Below are 21,106 nucleotides of genomic sequence, written 5' to 3'. Positions count from 1 at the left end.
CTTATATATGCAATACAAAAAACATGCTACTACATAGCAGCATGCCTTTTGCTTATCTAATTCCCTTTTCGGGTTCCTTCAAAATTTGGACACGTTTTAACGTTCGGTCATCTGTCCGCAAGATATTAAAGGTTAACCCAGCAGCAGTAAGGGTTTCTCCGTCTTCCGGGAAATAATTAAACTCCTTAATTAAATAGCCAGCAAGCACATCTTCCTCTTCTGGAATATTCGTATGAAAAATGGTATTTAAACGGTGGAGCGGTATTTTTCCGTGACACACGATTTCCTTATCTGATACTTTTTCCACCAGGGCTTCACTCACGACATCTGTCTCATCTTCAATTTCAAGCCCAATTAACACTTCGATGATATCCTCATGCGTGATAATCCCTTCTGTCCCCCCATACTCATCTAACACCACAGCCATATGCTTTTTCTCTTGGATCATTTTACGAAAAACATATTCAATCGAATGGAACTCAAACACAATAAGCGGGTCCATATCACTAAAGGATTCCAATGTTTGATCTGGGTCTATCGACCAAGACAATAAATATTTCGAGTGAAATACCCCTATAATATTATCCACATCTTCTTCATAAATGGGATATCTTGTGAAAGGATTTTGAATGGCGACATCACGAGCCTCCTCAAAGGTAGCATTGTTTGGCAAGCCAACAAGATCTACTCTAGGAGTTTTTAAGGCATCCTTCACATTTAAATTATTGAATTCTAAAACCCCTTTAATTCGATGGGACTCGTCTTGTTTAAAAATGCCTTCTGTCCGGGCAATATCCACCATGGCTCTAATTTCTTCCTTCGATACAGATGCCTCTTTATCCTGTCCTTTAGATAGACTCCTTATAATAAAGCCAGTAATCGAATTTAATAGGAACGTTAACGGTTTAAAAATTATGATAACGAACCGAATAACCGGATAAACAATATACGAAATGCGATCCGGAAAAGCTGCAGCAACCGATTTAGGAATAACTTCTGCAAAGATAATAATCACGACTGTTAGGATAGCAGAAGCCAAACCAACACTAAATCCATACTCTAGGGCAACCATGGTAACCAAGGTTGGCAGCAGTATATTTGAAATATTATTTCCAATTAGAATAGCGGTTATAAATTGCTCAGGCTTTGAAACGATATCGAGTAATTTTTTGGATTTTTTATCTTCCTTAGACTGTAATCTCATTTTATTCGTTGCAGTTAAAGCTGTTTCACTACCGGAAAAGAAAAACGATGTAAGTATTAAAATGATTATAGCAATAATCACTTGGTTAATTCCTCCTTGGATGAATGCACTTCTTCATATTATCCATATAATAAAGTATTACCCTCCACTTGAAAAGGAAAACGAAAATCCTCACATGATTTGGTCACCACTGGTTAAATTAATAAAGGGGACATTTTCTTCAGGAGGGGATTAAATGGAGAGTACAAATGAATTCGTTAAAAAGTTTAATGAAACAAAGCAAAAGGATATACAAAATAAAAAGCGCCAAGGGTTTAATGACCCGGCCAAAAAGCTTCCAAACAAGCGGCATTAAGGAGCCACCTATGGAAAAACAACGCGTAAGGGAAATACTAGAAGCTCCGAATTTAATTCAAGTTGATTACGCTGGGATACCGGTTTATATCCAGTCAGTTGCAGAAGATAACGGCACCGCTACTGTCTTTCCACTCGATGAGATGGACCATGAACAGATGGTAGAAATCAGCAGACTAACGGAAACCGTTCCAGTAAAACATTAGTAAGGAAACCGCCCCGTCCATGTACTGCACATAGACGGGGAATTTCCCTACTTTTTATTTTGCCTTCGATCCATTTTAAAGTGTGCTATTTGATTATCTGAGCCAGTGAAGAGCTTTGTAATATATGTGGTGGTTAGACGATAATTCTCCTCAATCTTTTCTGCCAAATGACTGGTTCGTTCGAACAAGGTAGAACGAACATGGTCAAGTTGCCTCGCCAATTTTTCCGTTAAGGCTTCCTGGTTTTCCAGACTTGCCATGACAGCTTTCTGATGCTCCTCCTGATTCGTTAGCTTTGTTTCGATTTTTTCCTGCCACTCAGATTGTTGCTGCAAACTAGTTCGTAAATCCTTATCCTCTTGTTTCCGGCACGTTATATGATCCGTCATATCTGACTGGGCCAATTGTAGATGGTTCACTTTCCCGGAAAGCTCCTTATTTGTTCGTTGTGTATCTTCTAGTAGCTTTTCCATTCTTGTATGCTTTGCCTCCATTTGCTCCAAAAGGCGAATCATCTCTGCATCACGTCTGTCTTGCATTGAATTATTTTGTTGTAATGCGTTTAACTCCGTTAGCATTTCCCGCCATTGCCCAGCATTCTTTCCTTCTTGTCTATAAAAATGCTGCTTCATTTTTACTTGCGTCTGGTGAAGCGACTCGTTTACTTTCTTTTGCTCCATTATCATTTCAGCTACATGATTTTTTATATAGATCCCTTGATTTGGCTCTTTTAATGGTTCCTTGTTTTTAAACAAGTTTCGATGCTTGTTTCGATCCATATATAGCCCCATACCTGTCATCCTTTCTGGGTTCTTTCCATATAGAATATGCAAGGACATGGATGATGAGACAGTAGTTAGAAATTTGATACACTAGTAGAGCAACACGTACTAAATATCTTCGTTTTGTTAAATTGGACACGAAAAGTTAGATGGGATGGTGGAAGGATGCTAGAGCAATGGCTTCATGATGCAAGTTATACTGTAGTATTTACAGGAGCTGGTATGTCAACCGAAAGTGGATTGCCTGATTTTCGTTCTGCAAAGCAAGGGTTATGGAATAACCTAGACCCAAGTGAAATTGCAAGTACTGATGCTTTAAATAAAAATGTGCATGCCTTTACTGAATTCTATCGCCAACGAGTGCTCGGAGTGAAAACCTATGAGCCCCATAAAGGTCACTACATTTTAGCGGACTGGGAGAAACAAGGGAAATTAAAATCGATTATTACCCAAAATGTCGATGGGTTCCATCAAAAAGCAGGTTCCCAAAAGGTAGCGGAGTTACACGGTACATTGCAAACACTGCATTGCCAGTCCTGTAACAAGAAATATAGCAGTGAAGCGTATCTTGATAAAGAATACCACTGTGATTGTGGTGGTATTCTCCGCCCCTCTATTGTTCTATTCGGAGAGGCATTGCCACAAAGCGCTTTCCAACAGGCTTTTACAGAAGCACAGGCCTGTGACCTGTTTGTAGTACTTGGTTCCTCTCTAAGTGTGACTCCTGCAAACCAATTTCCTTTAATTGCAAAAGATAGTGGAGCAAAACTTGTCATTATTAACCGCGAGGAAACTGACTTGGATTACTATGCGGATCTTGTTATCCACAATCGCAATATTGGAGACATATTAAAGGAGCTGGATGTATAATCCAGCTCCTTTCATTATCAACTATGCCATCCATTTCGGAGGAACGTTTTTATTCCAAAATATTTCACCAATCTCCCGGTGTGTTTCGAAGCGATCATTACTTACATGGTAATGAAAATTAAACCAATAACCTTCCATTGGACGGTTATCCCGGCGTACATGGAACTTCGCGAGGGCTTTATCTGTCCGAACATCATAGAGGTTAAATATCTTTTCTCCCCATCCATCTGTTGGTTGATCTGTGATCCCAATAAAAGGGTAATCCGACTCATCAACTGTAGCCAATGTTTTGGTTACTGCTTCTTCCACACCAAATAAAATGGTATCTAAGAATACAGGATCAATTTGAGAAGAAATTTTCGGGCCAAGTTTTTTCATCGTTTGTACCTTTGCCTCTGATGTCATTGACTGGACAAAGGAGACGCTTTTATCTTCTTGGCTTTTATCTTCTTGGCTTTCCTCTTCTAATGGACTATCTGCTTCTGCTATAGAGGTGGAAATATCTTCTTTTATATCGGTTTTGGCAGAGATATCGTCTTTACTCTCATCAGCATTTAAAAAAGCTGGCGGGACATACATTCCCAGCGTCATTATGGTAATGAGGGCGACTGCCGCCTTTCTTAGCCAAAGTTTCATATTACGGGCCCCTTTTATCCCGGTGAACCGTCCGTAAGACGCCCACTTCAAAACATGCGGTGAAACCGTTAGTTTTTAGTGGGAGTAAACGGACGCTAACACCCCGATTCGTTCAACTAACAATCAGTGGGGAAAGAATGAAAGCCTCCACTGATTGAAGGTTCACTTTATATACTTACTTAAAGTTTACCATGCAAAATAAATATGTCCATACATTTTCAGAACTTTAGCGTAAATATTAAAATTTTCCAAATCATTTAATGCTACCTATTTTAGAAACAACGTTCACATAATAAATGGAATTTGAGGGAAGCTAGAGATTAACTAAACTAGCCAGGAGTGAAGGAATTTGAACGAAGAAAAAAAGATTCACTTAGACTCAGGAGAAATCGCCTCCCTTTGGACTGCCTATGTAAATGACAGCATGTCTGTCCGTATCCTCCAGTTTATGATTCAACATATTCAAGATCCTGATATTAGCCCCGCCATTCAGCACGCCTTGGATATTTCAGATGGTCATCTTAAACAGCTAACAGCCATCTTTGAAGCGGAAGAATATGCGATTCCGATTGGATTTACGAGTAAGGATGTTCATTTAGATGCCCCATGGCTATTTTCCGATACATTCTGTCTTACCTACGTATCCCATATGGCAAAGGTTGGCATGCTTTCTTATAGTGGATTACTATCCATGAGTACAAAGCCTTCCATCCGGGATTACTTTACTACTTGCCTAAACCAAACAGCTTCCCTATATAATCAAACAGTAGAAATTGCGACACATAAAGGGGTTAATGCGCGCATTCCTTATATTGAAGTCCCTAAAAAAGCGGATTACATTAACAGCAAAGAGTATTATAGTGGGCTTAACCCATTTAGTGATAAACGCCCATTAAATGCCATCGAAATCTCCCATTTATATATGAATGCCCTGACCAACTATATAGGCATGAAACTATGTCTTGCTTTTGCTCAAACTTCCCCTAACAAAAAGGTACAGGATTTCCTTTTAAGATCAAAGGAAATTTCCAAAAAGCACAGCAAAATATTTAATTCCCTTTTAAGTGACAATAACATTGCAACACCACAACTTCCAGATGTAGCTGTAAGCTCCTCGACGACGGAAACATTTTCTGACAAAATGATCATGTTTCATATGGCCCTGTTAATTTCTGCTGGGATTGGAAATTACGCCACTGGTGCTTCGGCCAGCCAAAGATTAGATTTGGCCGTTAATTATGAACGCCTCTCGCTTGAAGTAGCGAAACTAGCGAAAAGTGGCGCTGACCTTATGATTGAGAATCACTGGCTTGAACAACCACCAGGTACAAGGAATAGGGAACAGCTCGCTAGGAATAAAAAATAAGGAGGAGCAGCTTATGGAAGCTGCTCCTCTTTTCAACTTAGACATTTAACACCAGGTAACAGCGCATTTTAATTTACAAATTCCGCTGATACACTTTTTTCCCATCATAGGAGTAGACGACTGGCTTTTCTTCTACAGAGGTTTCCATATAAACGGTCTTCCCCCATAGCTGATAAATGTAGGGCAAAACATTTTCTAGGTAGCCAATATCGAGCTCCATACCTTCATAGCTATGCTTCAAATATAACTCGCCATTTCGCAAGTAATCTCCATTCTCTACAGTGATGTAAGGAAACCCTCCGTTTACCCTCATGGACACAAGCTGATCGCGCACTTCTTCATATTTTTTATCGGTTATCGTATAGTCTCTGCCCTTCTTCTCAAAGAGATAAAGATCCTCCCGCTGTACAAGCTCTTTTGTTAAATAGTTGCGAATAAACGAAATATCAGCTTCTATTTCCCTTACCTCAAACATTTTCTCTCTACCCGATCCAGGCTGTATGCCGAGTTCTCGCATTTCCTTTGTTGGATTGTTATAGCGTTCTTCTATATCTTCAAAGATTTTCAACCCAAGGTAATAAGGATTAATGCCTTGCTTGGATGGTTGCACCACACCTGCATTTAATGAAGCAAACTCAATGGTATCCTCTGTGCTAAGATCCATCTCACGAAGAATACGTTGATGCCAGTACGAAGCCCAGCCTTCGTTCATGATCTTTGTTTCCAGCTGTGGCCAAAAATAAAGCATTTCCTCCCGCATCATAGTTAAAATATCGCGTTGCCAATCCTCTAGCTCCGTGCTGTACTCTTCAATAAATAATAGTAAATCTTTTTCTGGATGTGGCGGGAACTTTTTCCGCTTTTTCACATACCGTTTTCCTTTATCTGTTGTTTTATCCAAATCCCAAAGGTCATCATAAGCAGTTTTTGCTTTGTATGGCTCTTCTTCTTCATCATCCTCCAAATTATAAGCAGGGAGTTTTGGCCGAACAATGGATGGATCAATATGCTCCTGAATAGCAAGAATTGCGTTTAAGAACTGCTCCACTTCTTCCTTGCCATGAACCATTTCATAGTTAGCAATTCTTTCCGCCGTAGCTGTCATGCTTTCCACCATATCACGCCGTGTATTGGAAAAACGAACGTTATTTTTAAAGAAATCACAGTGGGCAAGGACATGTGCAATGATTAATTTGTTTTGTATGAGACTATTTGTATCAAGCAAGAAAGCATAACAAGGATTTGAATTAATGACTAACTCATATATTTGGCTTAAGCCAAGATCATATTGCAGCTTCATTTTGTGAAATTGTTTACCAAAGCTCCAATGGGAAAAGCGGGTTGGCATCCCATAGGCACCAAATGTATAAATTATATCAGCAGGGCAAATTTCATAACGCATCGGATAAAAATCCAAACCAAATCCGGTTGCAATTTCGGTAATTTCTTCAATTGCACGGGTAAGTGCTCTTGTGTCGGTCAACGAATATCCCTCCTATCATGCTTTATATAGTGTATGAGAAGGGCTATTAATGATGAACAACTTTCTAACATCCAGACATTTAGCAAAGAAACTCTCGCAAATCGAAACAATTACTATTTACAAACCGTAACCATTACGTTATGATATGAAAAGATCAAAACGATATAAACGTAAGGGAGAGCAAACAAATGAAAAAAAGAAATTACATAGTTCTAACCGGACTATTGTTTTCACTGTTATTCATAGCTGCATGTAATAGCGAGTCTGAAAATACGTCTGCTGAAAACAATGACGGATCAGATAACCCGCTTAAGATTTACACCACCTTATATCCACTTGAAGATTTCACTAAGAAAATTGGTGGTGAGTTTGTTGAAGTGGAAAGCATTATGCCACTTGGCGCAGATGCTCATACGTTTGAACCAACCTCAAAACAAATGGTGGATATCGCCGGTGCTGATGCCTTCATTTATAACGGAATGGGTATGGAATCCTATGCAGAAAGCATGTCTTCAGCACTTGAAAGCGAAGACGTTGCCCTAATAGAAGCTGCAGAGGGAATTGAGACAGTGGAACACAGCCATGAGCATGACCACGAAAGTGAAGAAGCTACCACGGATGAGCACGATCACGAAGACGAAGATGCTACCACGGAAGAGCATGACCATGAAAGTGAAGATGCTACCACGGAAGAGCATGACCATGAAGGCGAAGATGCTACCATGGAAGAGCATGACCATGAAAGCGAAGAAGCCACTACGGAAGAGCATGACCATGAAAGCGAAGATGCTACACATGATCATGATCACGGGGATATGGATCCACACGTATGGTTAGATCCAATTCGTGCTATCGCGCTTGCGGAAAATATTAAAGACCAGTTAGTAGAATTAAAGCCTGAAGAAGAAGAAACGTTTGAAGCAAACTTTGAAACATTGAAAGCAGACTTAGAGAATTTAGATGCAGAGTTTCATACTTTAATAGAATCGAAAGAAAACCCTGAGATGATTGTTTCACACGCTGCGTACGGCTATTGGGAAGAAAACTATGGTGTTGCACAAATCCCGATTTCAGGACTATCTTCTAGTGAAGAGCCGTCCCAGAAGGAACTTACAGAAGTTATTAGTGTTGCAAAGGAAAAAGACTTAAAATATGTTATATTTGAGCAAAACGTAACGACAAAAGTAGCAGAAGTAATCCGTAATGAAATTGGTGCAGAGCCATTGCAACTGCATAATCTTTCCGTTTTAACTGAGGAAGATGCGGAAAATGAAGAAGACTATTTCAGTCTTATGAAAAAAAATCTAGAAACATTAAATAAAGCACTTCAATAAAGTTTAACGAGGACGTGTCAGATGACACGTCTTCTTCATTTTAATTTCTACTCATTTAATGGTGAATACACAACATCATCTACAGTTCTAAATTTCGCTTAGACTACACGCTCCTTTTAATTAGGGGGCGTTTATTTTTTTATTGTAAAACCGTTGCATTTTTTTAGTTTACCGAATATAATTTGCCTAAGGTAAACTTTTTAACTACCGTATAAATATTTATCGCAATCACAACACTTACTAACACAGCATAAAATGCCACTATATTTTTTTGCCCGAGTTTTGCATAAGGGAAACAAATTAGGGAGAGGGGAAGATGAAAATGAAAAAATTATTCTTAATTGGTTTTGTGTTCTTGTTATTCGGATTGGCTGGATGCTCCACCAAGACAGAAATTAATGGAGGTTCTAGCAAGGAACCAGTCAAAGTAGTAACAACGATTGCCCAAATTGGGGACATAGCAAAGCAAGTAGGTGAAGAGACGGTAGAAGTTGAAAGTTTAATGGGGCCTGGCGTTGATCCACATTTATACAATGCCGTTCAAGGAGATATCCAAAAGCTTAACGAAGCAGATATCATTTTCTACAACGGCCTCCACTTAGAGGGACAAATGGATGAGATTTTTCAAAATATGCAGGAAGAAAAGCCAACGATTGCGGTTGCTGAAAGTATTCCGAATGAGGAGCTTTTGGCAGATCCAGCCAGTCCGGATATCAGCGACCCACATGTCTGGTTTGATATTGGTCTATGGAAACGAGCAACAGAAGCTGTACGAGATGGGTTAATTGAGTTAGATCCAGACAATGAGTCGGTGTATAAAGAAAATACATCAGCGTATTTAACCGAATTGCAAGAACTAGAAACCTATGCAAAAGATCGGTTTACCGAAATACCAGAGGAGAGCCGTGTACTAGTAACTGCTCATGACGCGTTCAATTATTTCGGGGAAGCGTATGGCTTTGAGGTTATCGGACTACAAGGATTGAGTACTGAATCTGATTATGGTGTAAACGATATTCAACGCATTATCGATGTCCTCGTAGAACGGAATATTAAAGGGGTATTTGTTGAAAGTAGTGTGTCTGAACGATCAATTAATGCTGTTGTAGAAGGTGCAAAGGAAGCAGGTCACGATGTTTCCATTGGTGGCGAGCTATATTCCGATGCCATGGGTGAAGAAGGTACAGAGGAAGGAACCTATATTGGGATGTTCAGACATAATGTCGATACCATCGTAGATTCTTTAAAATAAGCAATACGTAAAAAGGAGGAGAGAACCAATGCATGCACTTCATGTCTCAGATTTAACTGTATCTTATGATAAAAAACCTGTTTTGGAAGACGTATCTTTTTCCATTCCGAATGGTTCGATTACAGGGATCATCGGGCCTAACGGCGCAGGAAAATCCACTTTAATAAAATCCATATTGCGGCTAATCCCATCTATTACTGGAGATGTAAAAGTATATGGGAAACCATACGCGCAACAAAAGAAACTGATCGGTTACGTCCCACAGCGTAGTGAAGTCGACTGGGACTTTCCAACCAACGCGCTTGATGTCGTACTGATGGGAAGGTACCGCCATATCGGCATGTTTAAACGAGCAGGAAAAGAAGAGATCGCCTGGGCTCAAGCTTGTCTACAAAAAGTGGGCATGCAGGATTACACTGACCGACAGATTAGCCAACTGTCTGGTGGCCAGAAGCAACGTGTCTTTTTAGCAAGGGCACTAGCCCAAGATGCCATGGTTTACTTTATGGATGAACCATTTTCCGGAGTTGATGCCGCAACGGAGCGGGCTATTATTCAGTTGATGAAAAATTGGAAACAGGAAGGTAAGACGGTTATTGTAGTCCACCATGATCTGCAAACAGTAGAAGATTATTTCGATCATGTCATGCTTCTGAACAAACAGCTAGTAGACTTTGGGGAAACTCCAAAGGTTTTCACACTGGAAAACTTGGAAAAAACCTACGGTGGTAAAATTGCCTTTTTACAAAAAACGCCGAGCACAGAAAAGGAGCATCATGCACATGGACACCTTGCTTTCGAGTCTGAGTAATGCTAATTTCCAATGGGTGTTAGTAGGGAGTCTGCTCTTAGGATTTGCCAGCGGCGTTATTGGTAGCTTTGTATTGTTAAAAAAACAAAGTCTAATTAGTGATGCAATGGCACATGCCGCACTGCCTGGAGTCTGTATTATGTTTCTAATCTTTGAAGTGAAAAGTATACCTATTCTTTTAATTGGAGCAGCCATTACGAGCTTCCTGGCAACCCAAGCTATTCAGTTTATTATTAACAAATCGCGAATAAAAACAGATGCTGCAATTGGGATTATTATCTCCGTATTCTTTGGATTTGGTGTTGTCTTGCTAACTTATATTCAGCAAAATTCTACCGGTAGCCAAGCGGGTCTGGACACCTTTATCTTTGGGCAGGCAGCATCACTAGTGAAAAGTGATGTTCAGCTCATCACAGGGGGAGCATTCCTTTTAGTATTAATTTCTATGCTCTTCTTTAAAGAATTTAAGCTAACCTTGTTCGATCCACAGTTTGCGAAAGGTATAGGTCTACCTGTTAGCTTTCTAAATGGCTTAATGTTGTTCCTTGTTGTTGCTATCGTTGTAATCGGAATCCAAATGGTTGGGGTCATTTTAATTGCCGCTTTATTAATTACTCCTCCTCTTGCAGCAAGATATTGGACAGAGAGATTGGGTGTGATGGCGATCCTAGCCGGAATATTCGGCGCAATATCTGGAGTGCTCGGGGCAGTTATCAGTACCACGATAGTTGGCTTGCCTACTGGTCCGGTAATCGTACTCAGTGCATCCTTCATCTTTTTTATATCCTTATTGTTTGGTAAGAAAAAAGGGCTCGTCATAAGGAGGGTTAGACAGGCATGACCTATACATTATGGATTGTAATAACTGGTTGTTTAGTAGGGCTTACATGTGGTGTAACGGGCTCGCTTCTTGTTTTGCGTAAGATGTCCATGATTGCTGATGCGATCAGCCATACAGTACTACTAGGCATAGTCGGTGCCTTCTTTGTAACCCAGTCTCTTAATGGTGTTCCGATGTTAATTGGCGCAGCAATTGTTGGCCTACTTACCGCCTTCTTTGTGGAGACACTACATCGCTCTGGCGTGCAGTCGGATGCAGCAATTGGTGTTGTCTTCACCTCCCTTTTCGCGCTTGGGGTAGTACTCATTGCCTTTATTGGCGATCAAGTCCATTTGGATGTACAACACGCCTTGATGGGGGAAATTGCCTTTGTGCCATGGAACACGCTCCAAATTGGGGGAGTTTCCTTGGGCCCTGTAGCTGTTTGGATGCTTGGAGGGGTGCTCTTCGTTAACTTACTTTTAATCGCAATCTTTTACAAAGAAATCAAACTATCTACCTTTGATCCGCAATATGCACTGCTGATTGGCGTTCCAGTTGTGTTTATTCATTATTTGCTAATGATTATGGTATCCCTGTCAACCGTTGCATCCTTTGACAGTGTAGGTGCTATTCTCGTAGTAGCGATGCTTATCGTCCCTGGATCGACGGCCTATCTTTTAACAGACAAATTTTTCACGATGTTGTGGATGAGTGGAGCGATCGGTATTTTATCTGCCTTAATTGGCTATGGCAGCGCCGTATATTTTAATGTCTCAATAGCTGGATCGATGGCTAGTTCTACGGGCATATTATTTATCCTTGCCTTTTTATTCAGTCCAAGGCATGGACTTGTTTTTAAACGATTACGTACAACGTAAATGCATTAGATATATGAACAAGGCTCTGGCTAAAAACCGGAGCCTTTTTTGAGGTGCGCACTTCCTTTTTCGTCTAATTACGAATCGCAAGCTAGGTTGTTTCGCTTTTAATTCTAGGTATGTTTCTATTCAAAAGGGGGAAAATACGGTAATGGAGGGATGACAATGGACCAATACTTAACGATCGAAAAATTTAATAAGCTATTAACGAAATGGAACGGGAAAAAAGTACGGGTAGTCAAACAGGAAATCGACGACTGTGACGAAATGATTATCGACCTCCAGGCTGTCACCTATGAATCAAATCCCCACCGTCTGGATGAATACACCCCCCTTCATTCCCTACAACTGAATGGGACAGGGCAAGTGGAAAACAGTGCACAGAGTATGGAACAGCTACCTTCTTCTGTTTACGAAATTCCGCTTGAGGATTCTTCGCTGTACCAATTTGATGGCTCCCGCTTTGCTTTAACAACGGACAGAGGTATTTATACTATTGAAGTAATCGAATAGAAACTGCCGTCAGCTTTTTCTATGCTGGCGGCAGTATGTTGCTTATACTAATGCAGGTTTATTAGTAAAAAATTGCTTCATTGCGTGGTAGACATCCTTTTTTTCTTTTAACACATAATGTCGGAACTTTTCATCCGATATGGTGCTGTATGCTCGCATTAAGGTGGATGGGCGGTTATAGCTATTTACCTCACCATATCCGAACATTTGCGATAGATCCATAATTTCATTTACCAACCGAATGCAGGTTGGATTATCAGACGTAATGTTTTCCCCATCAGAAAAATGAAAAGGATAAATATTATAGCTAGATGGTCTGTACGTGTCCTGGATTAGCTCTAAAGCCTTGTAATAAGCAGAGGAACAAATCGTACCGCCACTTTCCCCTTTAGAAAAGAAGTCCTCTTCTGAAACTACCTTTGCTTCGGTATGGTGGGCGATAAACTCTATCTCTACTGTTTCATACTTGGAACGAAGAAAACGGGTCATCCAGAAGAAAAAACTACGTGCTACATACTTTTCAAATGTTCCCATGGAAGCACTTGTATCCATCATTGCCAGTACGACTGCTTTGGACTCTGGCTTCGTCACCTCATTCCACGTTTTAAAACGTAAATCATCATTATATATTGGCATAATGCCAGGTCTTCCTTCTGTAGCATTACGCTTTATGGAAGTAAGAATCGTCCGCTTCTTATCAATATTCCCCATCAATCCTTTTTTCCGGATATCATTAAATTCAATTTTTTCAGTAATGATGTTGTCCTGATCCTTTTGTTCCAAGTCTGGCAGCTCCAATTCCGCAAATAATGCTTCTTCTAATTCTGCCAGGGAAACTTCTGCTTCATAATAATCTGTTCCTGGCTTATCTCCAGCCTTTTTACCCTGACCAGCACCATCTTTACCTTTTTTATTTGGCTCACGGGCGACGACATCTCCAACCTTACTGTCTCCATTCCCTTGCCCAACATGTTTTGACTTGTCGTAATTATATCTGATCTTATACTCATCCAATGAACGTATTGGTATTTTAATAACATCGCGGCCATTCGACATAATGATACTTTCCTCACTTACTAAATCGGGGAGGTTGTTTTTTATCGCATCTTTTACTTTATCAATATGTCGTTTTTGATCTTGATAGCCTTTGCGATGGAGGGACCAGTTTTCCTGGGAGACAACAAAGGTTTCCTTTTTCTCCTGCATAACCTCTCCTCCTACTAACTTATCAAAGCAATAATGGCTTTCTCTATACTATGCAAAGACAACTTAATTATTGCATTTTTTAAACTTTTTGGACGCATTATTTGGATTGGGGTGCGGCTGGATTAATTTTTCGGGAAGGGCTGGGGGCGATTGGATTGCTATCTTAGTTGATTGGGACGCTTTCTTGATTGATTGGATCGCAATCTTGGTTGATTGGGACGCTCTCTTGATTGATTGAGCCGCATTCTTGGTTGATTGGACTGCTTTCTTGATTGATAGAACAACGTTCTTGATCGATTGGACCACATACATGGTTGATTGAATAGCACCTCTTCTCCTACACAAAGCCAAACCCTTGTTTCACAATCTTAAAATTAACCAAAAGGTAAGAATATATAGTGACTACCTACAAGAATCAAATCCTCCCAAAACGTCAGCCTACTTTATAGAGAAGCTTTCCTAACTACATCAAACGAAAAAAGCTTCCTCCTGAAAGTAAATTCAAAAGGAAGCTTTTTTATTTTTAAAACATGTTCTTTCTATCTTGCCTGCGCTTTTCTTATCGATTCAACAAGCTTCCCACATACCGCAGTAGCTCATTGGCAGATACAGAGTTGTAGCCATGTTCGTCAATCAGGCGCGAAATGACCTCATTAACCTTTTTCAATTGAGACTCATCTGGTGTTTTCGATGAGGTGGTAATTTTAACAATGTCCTTCAAGTCAGCAAATAATTTCTTTTGTATCGCTTCACGCAAACGATCATGAGAATTGTAGTCGAATCGTTTTCCCTTTCGAGCATATGCAGAAATCCGAATCAAAATCTCTTCCCTGAAAGCCTTTTTCGCATTTTCCGAAATACCAATCTGCTCCTCAATCGAACGCATTAGTTTTTCATCCGGACTCATTTCTTCCCCGGTCAACTGGTCTCGTAGCTTATTCTTATTGCAAAATGCTTCTACATTATCCAAGTAGTTATCCATCAACGTTTTAGCAGATTCTTCATAAGAATAGACAAACGCTTTTTGTACTTCTTTTTTAGCAATCTCGTCGTACTCTTTCCGGGCCACCGATATATAATTCATGTAATCTTCTTTTGCCTCATCTGAAATCGATGCATGCTGATCAAGTCCATCTTTTAACGATCGCAATACATCCAATGCATTAATGGAAGGCACTTCTTTTCTAATAATGGCAGAGGATATACGGTTAATAACATAACGTGGATCAATTCCATTCATGCCCTCAACAGGATATTCTTTTTTTAATTCTTCTACGTCTATCTGACTAAACCCTTCCACATTTTCCCCGTCGTATAGACGCATTTTCTTCACGATATCAACACTTTGTTTCTTAGAATCTTCTAATCTTGTCAATATAGAAAATATCGCTGCAACTCTCAGGGCATGGGGAGCAATATGGACGTGCTTCATGTCACTCTCATTAATCATTTTTTCGTAAATACGTTCTTCCTGACTTACCCGAAGGTTATAAGGAATTGGCATGACAATAATTCGGGAATGAAGTGCCTCGTTCTTCTTATTGGAAATAAAGGAGCGATACTCTGACTCATTTGTATGGGCAACAATTAGTTCGTCAGCACTTATGAGCGCAAATCGTCCGGCTTTAAAGTTACCCTCTTGTGTTAAGGAAAGCAGATGCCAAAGGAACTTCTCATCACATTTTAGCATTTCTTGAAACTCCATCATCCCTCGGTTTGCCTTATTTAATTCCCCATCAAACCGGTATGCACGTGGATCTGACTCAGACCCGTATTCTGCAATCGTAGAGAAATCGATGCTCCCCGTAAGATCTGCAATATCCTGTGATTTGGGATCAGAAGGGCTAAATGTGCCGATTCCAATTCGCTTATCTTCCGAGAGAAAAATCCGTTCTACCTGAACATCTTCAATTTTCCCACCATACTCTTTATCCAGTCGCATTGTATTTAATGGCGACAGACTTCCTTCTATTCTAATCCCATAGTCATCATAAAACTCCTCGCGTAAATGCTTCGGAATTAAATGCAGGGGATCCTCATGCATTGGGCAGCCCTTTATGGCATAAACTGCACCTTCGTCCGTCCTTGAATACTGCTCCAAACCACGCTTTAGCATGGTAACAATGGTAGATTTCCCTCCACTGACCGGTCCCATTAATAATAATATCCGTTTTCGCACATCAAGTCGTTTCGCTGCTGGGTGAAAGTATTCCTCCACTAGTCGTTCAATCGATTCCTCCAGCCCAAAAATCTCTTCCCCAAAGAAGTGGTACATCTTTCTACCATCTCTTTCACTTAAACCGGAGTGCTTTATCATATTGTACACACGCGAATGCGCAGTTTGGGCAACTTCTGGCCGCTCCCTTATGATTGCAAGGTAATCTGCAAACGTGCCTTCCCACTTCAATGTTTTCTCTTCTTCACGATACTGCTTCACTTTGTTTAGTATATCCATTAGGTTCCCTCCATCTAGGGCATGGTTTATACAGTTTATGCAGCAGGCTTATTCATCATGCCGGTTTGTTTTCCACAGGTTCATTCGTCCGCTTCACAGAACGGAAAACAAAATAGAAGTACAAGGAACCGACTAGGTAGAGACAGGCCGTAATTGTAAACACATTTGCATAACCCCAATAGGAGCCATACTTAAGCACAATTCCGGTAGAAACAGGTCCCATAAATGCCCAACCTAAATTGAATACCATCTGGTTTACTGAGTTCGCCAGGCCTTTCATCGAATCGTCCACCTGTGACATCATGAGCGAAGACTGAATTGGGTTCCCAGCGTTCATTAAAGCTTGCCTGAATAAAAACCCAACCGTTGCCAACAGTAAATTATCCGTATAAGCGGTCAATAGCAGGAAAGGCAGTGAAAGGAGTTGTAAGGTGACAACAGCACGTACCTCGCCCATCTTGCTCACAACAAAAGGCCCAACAAACATGGCAATAGCCGTAGCCGCTTGACCGATGGAAATAATCAGACCAACTACAGAATTTGAGGCAGAAAACCTATCGGCAAAATACAGGTTAAGATATGGAATGACAAGCCCGCTACCGAACCCAATTAATAACTGCGCAATGGCGAAAAGCGCGATAATTTTAAAACCAAACTTATTTTCGCTGACATACTGCTTCATATTGAATTTCTGTTTCTTTTCAGGCTTCGGTTTACGTTGTTCGCTCAGCTTTAATATAGGAAAGAAGGATAGAAAATAAAACAAGCTTCCAATAATTAAGGTATACCGAATACTTTGCAGATCTGTTGTTAAAAGGGAAAACAAATCGGTCAAGGTACCTCCAAGAATACTCCCAATTACATTCGCAACCGTGACAAGTGCAGCATGCAGGCTAAACAGATGCACGCGCTGTTTTAGAGCAGAGTTCTCTGCAAGCCATGGTACCGTAGAAACCTGCAAAAAGGCAGTGAATATCCCTGTAGCAAAACCTGCTACCAGTAACAAAGATTCCAATTCTATAATACTCCGTAAAAAAAGTACCAGCCCTGCTGCGAGGATGCCAAACCCCATAATGCGTTTTCGTCCCAACTTATCACTGAGAAAACCAGCTGGTACGAGAATAATCGCTGTGGCAAGTGCTGTTAACGCAATGACCTGGCCATTTACATCCTGACTATAGCCAAGCTCCCGTATATAAAAGTTGTAAACAACCATAAAAATCCCCAGACCAACTTGGGAAAAAATATTTGCCAAAATAGCTAGTTTAATATTATTATTGTATGTTTTGAATTGCGTTACCCATTCTTGAATAAATCGCATGATGTTCGCCGCCTTATTATTTCGTGTCCCTAAATATATTAGACACAAATGATAGAAAAGTAAATATAAAATGACTAGATTAACAGAAATTTATTTTTCACGATGGAGAATAATCAGAAATTGTTAGGACCTATTAAAAAGGCAAAACAAAAACCCTGGCAGGCACCAGGGTTCCTTGTTCTTATATATTTTCGATAAATCGACGGATAACATCCACTCCACCAATCAATGTTCCAAGTGAGCTTCCCAAGTTAGTCAATAATATAACCAATAGCACACGTGTTACTTTATTATGGAAAAACCCCTTCACGGTAAATACGTCCTCAGTAAGGGTTTCAAAATCACCCACATTTGGCCTCTTGAAATACGCTTGCACAAAACCAGCAAACCACCCTGCAGCAAGCAGCGGGTTTAATGAGGTTAGTGGTGCGACGATAAAGGCAGTCAAAATAGCCAGCGGGTGGGCACGTGCGATGATTGCCCCAATAGCCGAAAGGGCACCGTTCCATACGACCCAACTTATTGTTTGCTGCCAACCAGCAGTCGGATTAGATATAAAGGTGTAGGCGATGACCGCCAAAATAACAAATGGGATGGCCCAGCCAATGACTTTGGGCCAAGATGATTTTGCCGGAAGCTCCGTTAGTTTGTTTAAATCATGCTCCCGGTTTATTTCCTCTTTAATCCCTGGCACATGCGCTGCACCAAGCACGGCAACAATTTTTTTACCAGGTGCATCCTTGATCTTTTGCGATAAATATTGATCGCGTTCATCAATTAAGGGGGTTTTTAACTCTGGAAAATGCTCTGTGAATTCATGAAGAATCGTATTAATCGTATCCTGGTTCTTCATCTTTTCCAGTTCTTCCTCTGAAATGCTTTCCTTACTAAATATGCCTGCGATTACTTGCATCAGTAAGGTAGCCTTCCCTTTAAGACCAATCCCCCGCCAAATACGAGAGAAGGTCGTTTGGATATTGCGATCGGCAAGCACAAGCTCTGCCCCTGTCTCTTTAGCCGATTCAATCCCCTGGATCATTTCCTGCCCCGGATTAATATCAAACTGCTTAGCCATCCTTTTTTGGAATGAAGATATAGCCAAATTCATCAATAATAGCGTGGCCTTCTTTTCCTTAATTATTTTAAAGATGTCCATATTACGCCAGCGGTTTTCATCCTGAATGGATTGGAATCGCTGTTCATCCAGTTCCACACAAACGGCATCTGGGTTTTCTCTTTCGATAACTTCCTTCACTTGCTCTGCGCTATGTCTAGAAACATGCGCCGTGCCGATAAGGATGAATTCTTTCTCATCTATATGTATTCGCGTTATATTCTCTTCCGTCATGGGTTACCTTCCTTTTATTCCGTATAATTCCATTATACTTGAAACGGATTAAATTTTATAGAGTATCAAGTAAAAGTACAAAGTTCCAATAAAAATAACCCTTGCATTACAAGGTAAATGGTTTTATAATCACTGTATACCTTGTATAACAAGATATAGAAGAATGAGGTGAAAAATACTTGTCCACAACACAAATGATGAAGGGGATTCTTGATGGTTGTCTGCTCTCAATCATAAGCGAGAAAGAGGTTTATGGATATGAGTTGGCAGAAAAGCTAGAAGGCTATGGATTCCATTCCTTTAGCGAAGGAACCATCTACCCACTACTACTGCGAATGCAAAAGGAAGAGCTCGTAACATCTACTTTAAAGAAATCTACTGCGGGTCCAAAACGAAAGTATTATACCCTGACACCTAAAGGGGAACAGGAACTAGAAATTTTCATAACCAAGTGGAGCGACCTACAAACGACGGTTAACAACGTTTTAAACAAAAAAATATAGTAAGAGAGGAGAAATCATGGATGAAAGAAGTTATATTGTCTAAAAGAAGCCAGACATTTATTGAAGACTTGCGTGTTTATTTGTTTTCCAGTGGAAAAAAGGAAGAGGAAATCGAGGAAATCGTCACAGAGCTTGAAGATCATTTAATAGAAGCAGAGAAGCGAGGGAAGTCCACCGAGGATATTATCGGCAAATCTCCGAAAACCTACATGCAGCAATTATCAAACGAAATGAAAATTGACTATAAAACATGGATGAAGTATTTTGTGATCATCATTGCCGGCGTCTTTTCGATTTCTATTATTGGTGACATACTTAATGGTCCAATTTCATATTCCTTGTTAGAAATCGGTGGTTCTCTTGTAATTAGTTTGCTTTTTATTATGCTTACCTTCTGGGTATTTAAGCTCGTTTCGTCTCGATCCCTTACTTACGGTATACAAGGACTGTTATTTTTCCTACTCGCAATCGTCCCTCTGGGGTTATTTATTGGACTTGAATTTGCAACTAGATCCATCACCACACCAGTAGTAGAGTTCGGCTTAATTGGAACATGGATAGCCGGTGGCCTCACAGTTGTTTTTCTAATATCCATATCTATATGGGCGAAAACGCTCGTTCTACCAGTAATTGCTGCATTTCTCGTTCTACCAGAATACCTACTTGGATTTACGAATATGAACGAAGAGACAATGCTAATTTGGAGTACGATCATCACCTATGCTGGAATTGGTGCATATGTTCTATTCACAGCAAAAAAAAGTAAATAGTCGTACATAAACGCATTGCCTCGTTTAGAAACAAAGCAACAGAATTGAAGAATATAAATTATGGGAGGACTAATTATGTCCACAGATGTTATTCCAATAGTTTCTATCATTTCGATTGTTATATGGGTTGCAGTGACTCGAGAGCTTTTAAATCCTAAAAAAGAGATAAGAAAAATAATAACGTTAATGTATGCAGGTTGCTTATCGACTCTAATACTAACCATTTCTCTCTTTCAACATATCCAGGCATAATTTGAAGGTGCTGCGTTTAAACAGCTCGCAGCACCTGGTCAGATAAGGTATACTTTAGAAGAACGACATTTGAGGAGTGATAACATGAGTAGATCAAAAGCACAAAAATATCGGCAAAAGCAGATAAGGGAAGGTAGAATTGATCCAGCAAAGCTACGCAGTCCATATTCTGAGCTAGATTTACAAACTAGAAAAACCAAGACAAAAAAAGACCATCTATATCGTACGAAACACCAGAATCGTTATCCAGATCATCAAGGAGACGGTTCTTTTTTATGCCTTTTTTTAGAAAAACTCCTTACCTTTTGTGAAAGCCACACCCAACAAAAGATTGTACTTTCATATATTGGTAGAGAATGCGCGCATGTCGGCCCTCTTTCGTATATGGATTGATTTCTTGAGCTAACCGCTCCATAAACACGCGATCACACATACAGCTCGGCCCACCATAACGTTTATAGCAACGATCGTGTTCTCGACACGCAGCATCAACCGCATTAATTGGCGGTCCCGGCCCGCTACATCCCGGACCACAGTATCTATACCCTTTCGGGAAACAAATCCCCCTGCAGTTCCTCCCTCTCACCATTGCCACCTCCTTTGTACAAGGTATTCCATAAGGCAACAGAAGGTATATGCAGCTTTCACACTTCTAGAAATTTTTAACATATTATTTACACTATCTGTAAATTGGCTTAATAATTGCTTGTTATATTAAAGATGCACTAAACATTTATCA

Annotated in this window: 25 protein-coding genes; 15 read left to right on the top strand and 10 right to left on the bottom strand. The window is 40.2% G+C overall.

What is annotated here, in order from left to right; genetic code table 11:
* Positions 1-52 precede the first annotated feature (52 nt).
* Entirely contained in the window at positions 53-1,285 is a 1,233-nt protein-coding gene (locus ACTWPF_RS01675; RefSeq protein ID WP_443148110.1) for a hemolysin family protein, read from the bottom strand.
* A 154-nt stretch (positions 1,286-1,439) separates the two neighbouring features.
* Here ACTWPF_RS01675 and ACTWPF_RS01670 point away from each other — a divergent pair, with 154 nt between their 5' ends.
* Positions 1,440-1,559: a DUF4023 domain-containing protein gene (locus ACTWPF_RS01670; RefSeq protein WP_081779477.1), complete on the top strand. Its 120-nt coding sequence runs from the start codon at positions 1,440-1,442 to the stop codon at positions 1,557-1,559.
* Between the two features lie 10 nt (positions 1,560-1,569).
* Entirely contained in the window at positions 1,570-1,764 is a 195-nt protein-coding gene (locus tag ACTWPF_RS01665) for an H-type small acid-soluble spore protein (protein ID WP_106898235.1), read from the top strand.
* Positions 1,765-1,811: 47 nt separating this feature from the next.
* Here the strand turns inward: ACTWPF_RS01665 and ACTWPF_RS01660 are convergent, their stop codons facing one another.
* Complete coding sequence (locus ACTWPF_RS01660) at positions 1,812-2,555, bottom strand: hypothetical protein (RefSeq protein ID WP_443148109.1); 744 nt, start codon at positions 2,553-2,555, stop codon at positions 1,812-1,814.
* Positions 2,556-2,711: 156 nt separating this feature from the next.
* On the opposite strand from ACTWPF_RS01660, the gene ACTWPF_RS01655 reads away from it, so the two are divergent.
* Positions 2,712-3,416 (top strand): NAD-dependent protein deacylase, encoded by a 705-nt coding sequence (locus ACTWPF_RS01655; RefSeq protein ID WP_443148108.1) that lies wholly within the window; start codon positions 2,712-2,714, stop codon positions 3,414-3,416.
* A 21-nt stretch (positions 3,417-3,437) separates the two neighbouring features.
* Here the strand turns inward: ACTWPF_RS01655 and ACTWPF_RS01650 are convergent, their stop codons facing one another.
* Complete coding sequence (locus tag ACTWPF_RS01650) at positions 3,438-4,052, bottom strand: YpjP family protein (protein WP_443148107.1); 615 nt, start codon at positions 4,050-4,052, stop codon at positions 3,438-3,440.
* A 349-nt stretch (positions 4,053-4,401) separates the two neighbouring features.
* Between ACTWPF_RS01650 and ACTWPF_RS01645 the strand changes: the two genes are divergently transcribed.
* Complete coding sequence (locus ACTWPF_RS01645) at positions 4,402-5,418, top strand: DUF3231 family protein (RefSeq protein ID WP_443148106.1); 1,017 nt, start codon at positions 4,402-4,404, stop codon at positions 5,416-5,418.
* 73 nt (positions 5,419-5,491) lie between these two features.
* On the opposite strand, the gene ACTWPF_RS01640 is transcribed toward ACTWPF_RS01645, so the two are convergent.
* Positions 5,492-6,901: a SpoVR family protein gene (locus tag ACTWPF_RS01640; protein WP_238017584.1), complete on the bottom strand. Its 1,410-nt coding sequence runs from the start codon at positions 6,899-6,901 to the stop codon at positions 5,492-5,494.
* 188 nt (positions 6,902-7,089) lie between these two features.
* Between ACTWPF_RS01640 and ACTWPF_RS01635 the strand changes: the two genes are divergently transcribed.
* From ACTWPF_RS01635 to ACTWPF_RS01610, 6 genes are all read left to right on the top strand, one after another.
* Positions 7,090-8,235: a metal ABC transporter solute-binding protein, Zn/Mn family gene (locus ACTWPF_RS01635; RefSeq protein ID WP_443148105.1), complete on the top strand. Its 1,146-nt coding sequence runs from the start codon at positions 7,090-7,092 to the stop codon at positions 8,233-8,235.
* A gap of 316 nt (positions 8,236-8,551) precedes the next feature.
* A complete protein-coding gene (locus tag ACTWPF_RS01630) occupies positions 8,552-9,487 on the top strand; it encodes a metal ABC transporter solute-binding protein, Zn/Mn family (protein ID WP_443148104.1) in 936 nt (311 codons plus the stop codon).
* Positions 9,488-9,515: 28 nt separating this feature from the next.
* Positions 9,516-10,298, top strand: a complete 783-nt coding sequence (locus ACTWPF_RS01625; RefSeq protein WP_443148103.1) for a metal ABC transporter ATP-binding protein — start codon at positions 9,516-9,518, stop codon at positions 10,296-10,298.
* Positions 10,270-11,139: a metal ABC transporter permease gene (locus tag ACTWPF_RS01620; RefSeq protein WP_443148102.1), complete on the top strand. Its 870-nt coding sequence runs from the start codon at positions 10,270-10,272 to the stop codon at positions 11,137-11,139. Before ACTWPF_RS01625 ends, ACTWPF_RS01620 begins: the two co-directional genes overlap by 29 nt.
* Positions 11,136-11,999: a metal ABC transporter permease gene (locus tag ACTWPF_RS01615; protein WP_238017572.1), complete on the top strand. Its 864-nt coding sequence runs from the start codon at positions 11,136-11,138 to the stop codon at positions 11,997-11,999. The genes ACTWPF_RS01620 and ACTWPF_RS01615 overlap by 4 nt, the downstream gene beginning before the upstream one ends.
* 165 nt (positions 12,000-12,164) lie before the next feature.
* A complete protein-coding gene (locus ACTWPF_RS01610; RefSeq protein WP_443148101.1) occupies positions 12,165-12,512 on the top strand; it encodes a hypothetical protein in 348 nt (115 codons plus the stop codon).
* Positions 12,513-12,554: 42 nt separating this feature from the next.
* Here ACTWPF_RS01610 and yhbH read toward each other — a convergent pair whose 3' ends face one another.
* Together yhbH and ACTWPF_RS01600 are read right to left on the bottom strand one after the other, a co-directional pair.
* A complete protein-coding gene (gene yhbH, locus ACTWPF_RS01605; RefSeq protein ID WP_443148100.1) occupies positions 12,555-13,718 on the bottom strand; it encodes a sporulation protein YhbH in 1,164 nt (387 codons plus the stop codon).
* 158 nt (positions 13,719-13,876) lie between these two features.
* Entirely contained in the window at positions 13,877-14,047 is a 171-nt protein-coding gene (locus ACTWPF_RS01600; RefSeq protein WP_443148099.1) for a hypothetical protein, read from the bottom strand.
* Between the two features lie 26 nt (positions 14,048-14,073).
* On the opposite strand from ACTWPF_RS01600, the gene ACTWPF_RS01595 reads away from it, so the two are divergent.
* A complete protein-coding gene (locus ACTWPF_RS01595; protein WP_202606424.1) occupies positions 14,074-14,181 on the top strand; it encodes a DUF3221 domain-containing protein in 108 nt (35 codons plus the stop codon).
* Positions 14,182-14,277: 96 nt separating this feature from the next.
* On the opposite strand, the gene ACTWPF_RS01590 is transcribed toward ACTWPF_RS01595, so the two are convergent.
* The 3 genes from ACTWPF_RS01590 to ACTWPF_RS01580 form a co-directional block, all read right to left on the bottom strand.
* Positions 14,278-16,173 (bottom strand): PrkA family serine protein kinase, encoded by a 1,896-nt coding sequence (locus ACTWPF_RS01590; RefSeq protein WP_106898249.1) that lies wholly within the window; start codon positions 16,171-16,173, stop codon positions 14,278-14,280.
* A 55-nt stretch (positions 16,174-16,228) separates the two neighbouring features.
* Entirely contained in the window at positions 16,229-17,494 is a 1,266-nt protein-coding gene (locus ACTWPF_RS01585) for an MFS transporter (protein ID WP_238017559.1), read from the bottom strand.
* A 181-nt stretch (positions 17,495-17,675) separates the two neighbouring features.
* Positions 17,676-18,842 carry a TraB/GumN family protein gene (locus tag ACTWPF_RS01580; RefSeq protein WP_443148098.1) on the bottom strand — a complete coding sequence of 389 codons (1,167 nt, stop codon included), beginning with the start codon at positions 18,840-18,842 and terminating at the stop codon, positions 17,676-17,678.
* A gap of 194 nt (positions 18,843-19,036) precedes the next feature.
* Here ACTWPF_RS01580 and ACTWPF_RS01575 point away from each other — a divergent pair, with 194 nt between their 5' ends.
* The 4 genes from ACTWPF_RS01575 (at position 19,037) to ACTWPF_RS01560 (ending at position 20,760) form a co-directional block, all read left to right on the top strand.
* Positions 19,037-19,345 carry a PadR family transcriptional regulator gene (locus ACTWPF_RS01575; RefSeq protein WP_238017953.1) on the top strand — a complete coding sequence of 103 codons (309 nt, stop codon included), beginning with the start codon at positions 19,037-19,039 and terminating at the stop codon, positions 19,343-19,345.
* Between the two features lie 20 nt (positions 19,346-19,365).
* A complete protein-coding gene (locus ACTWPF_RS01570) occupies positions 19,366-20,115 on the top strand; it encodes an HAAS domain-containing protein (protein ID WP_443148097.1) in 750 nt (249 codons plus the stop codon).
* Between the two features lie 75 nt (positions 20,116-20,190).
* Complete coding sequence (locus tag ACTWPF_RS01565) at positions 20,191-20,367, top strand: hypothetical protein (RefSeq protein ID WP_443148096.1); 177 nt, start codon at positions 20,191-20,193, stop codon at positions 20,365-20,367.
* A gap of 84 nt (positions 20,368-20,451) precedes the next feature.
* Complete coding sequence (locus ACTWPF_RS01560; RefSeq protein ID WP_443148872.1) at positions 20,452-20,760, top strand: hypothetical protein; 309 nt, start codon at positions 20,452-20,454, stop codon at positions 20,758-20,760.
* Here ACTWPF_RS01560 and ACTWPF_RS01555 read toward each other — a convergent pair.
* A complete protein-coding gene (locus ACTWPF_RS01555; RefSeq protein WP_443148095.1) occupies positions 20,666-20,956 on the bottom strand; it encodes a phospholipase in 291 nt (96 codons plus the stop codon). The genes ACTWPF_RS01560 and ACTWPF_RS01555 overlap by 95 nt on opposite strands.
* Between the last annotated feature and the right edge of the window lie 150 nt (positions 20,957-21,106).

This window comes from Oceanobacillus sp. M65 (assembly GCF_052246275.1).
In the GTDB taxonomy this organism is placed as follows: domain Bacteria; phylum Bacillota; class Bacilli; order Bacillales; family Amphibacillaceae; genus Oceanobacillus_B; species Oceanobacillus_B jordanicus.
Note: the sequence above shows the minus strand (reverse complement) of the source record. Positions and strands in the feature narration are given on the sequence as shown.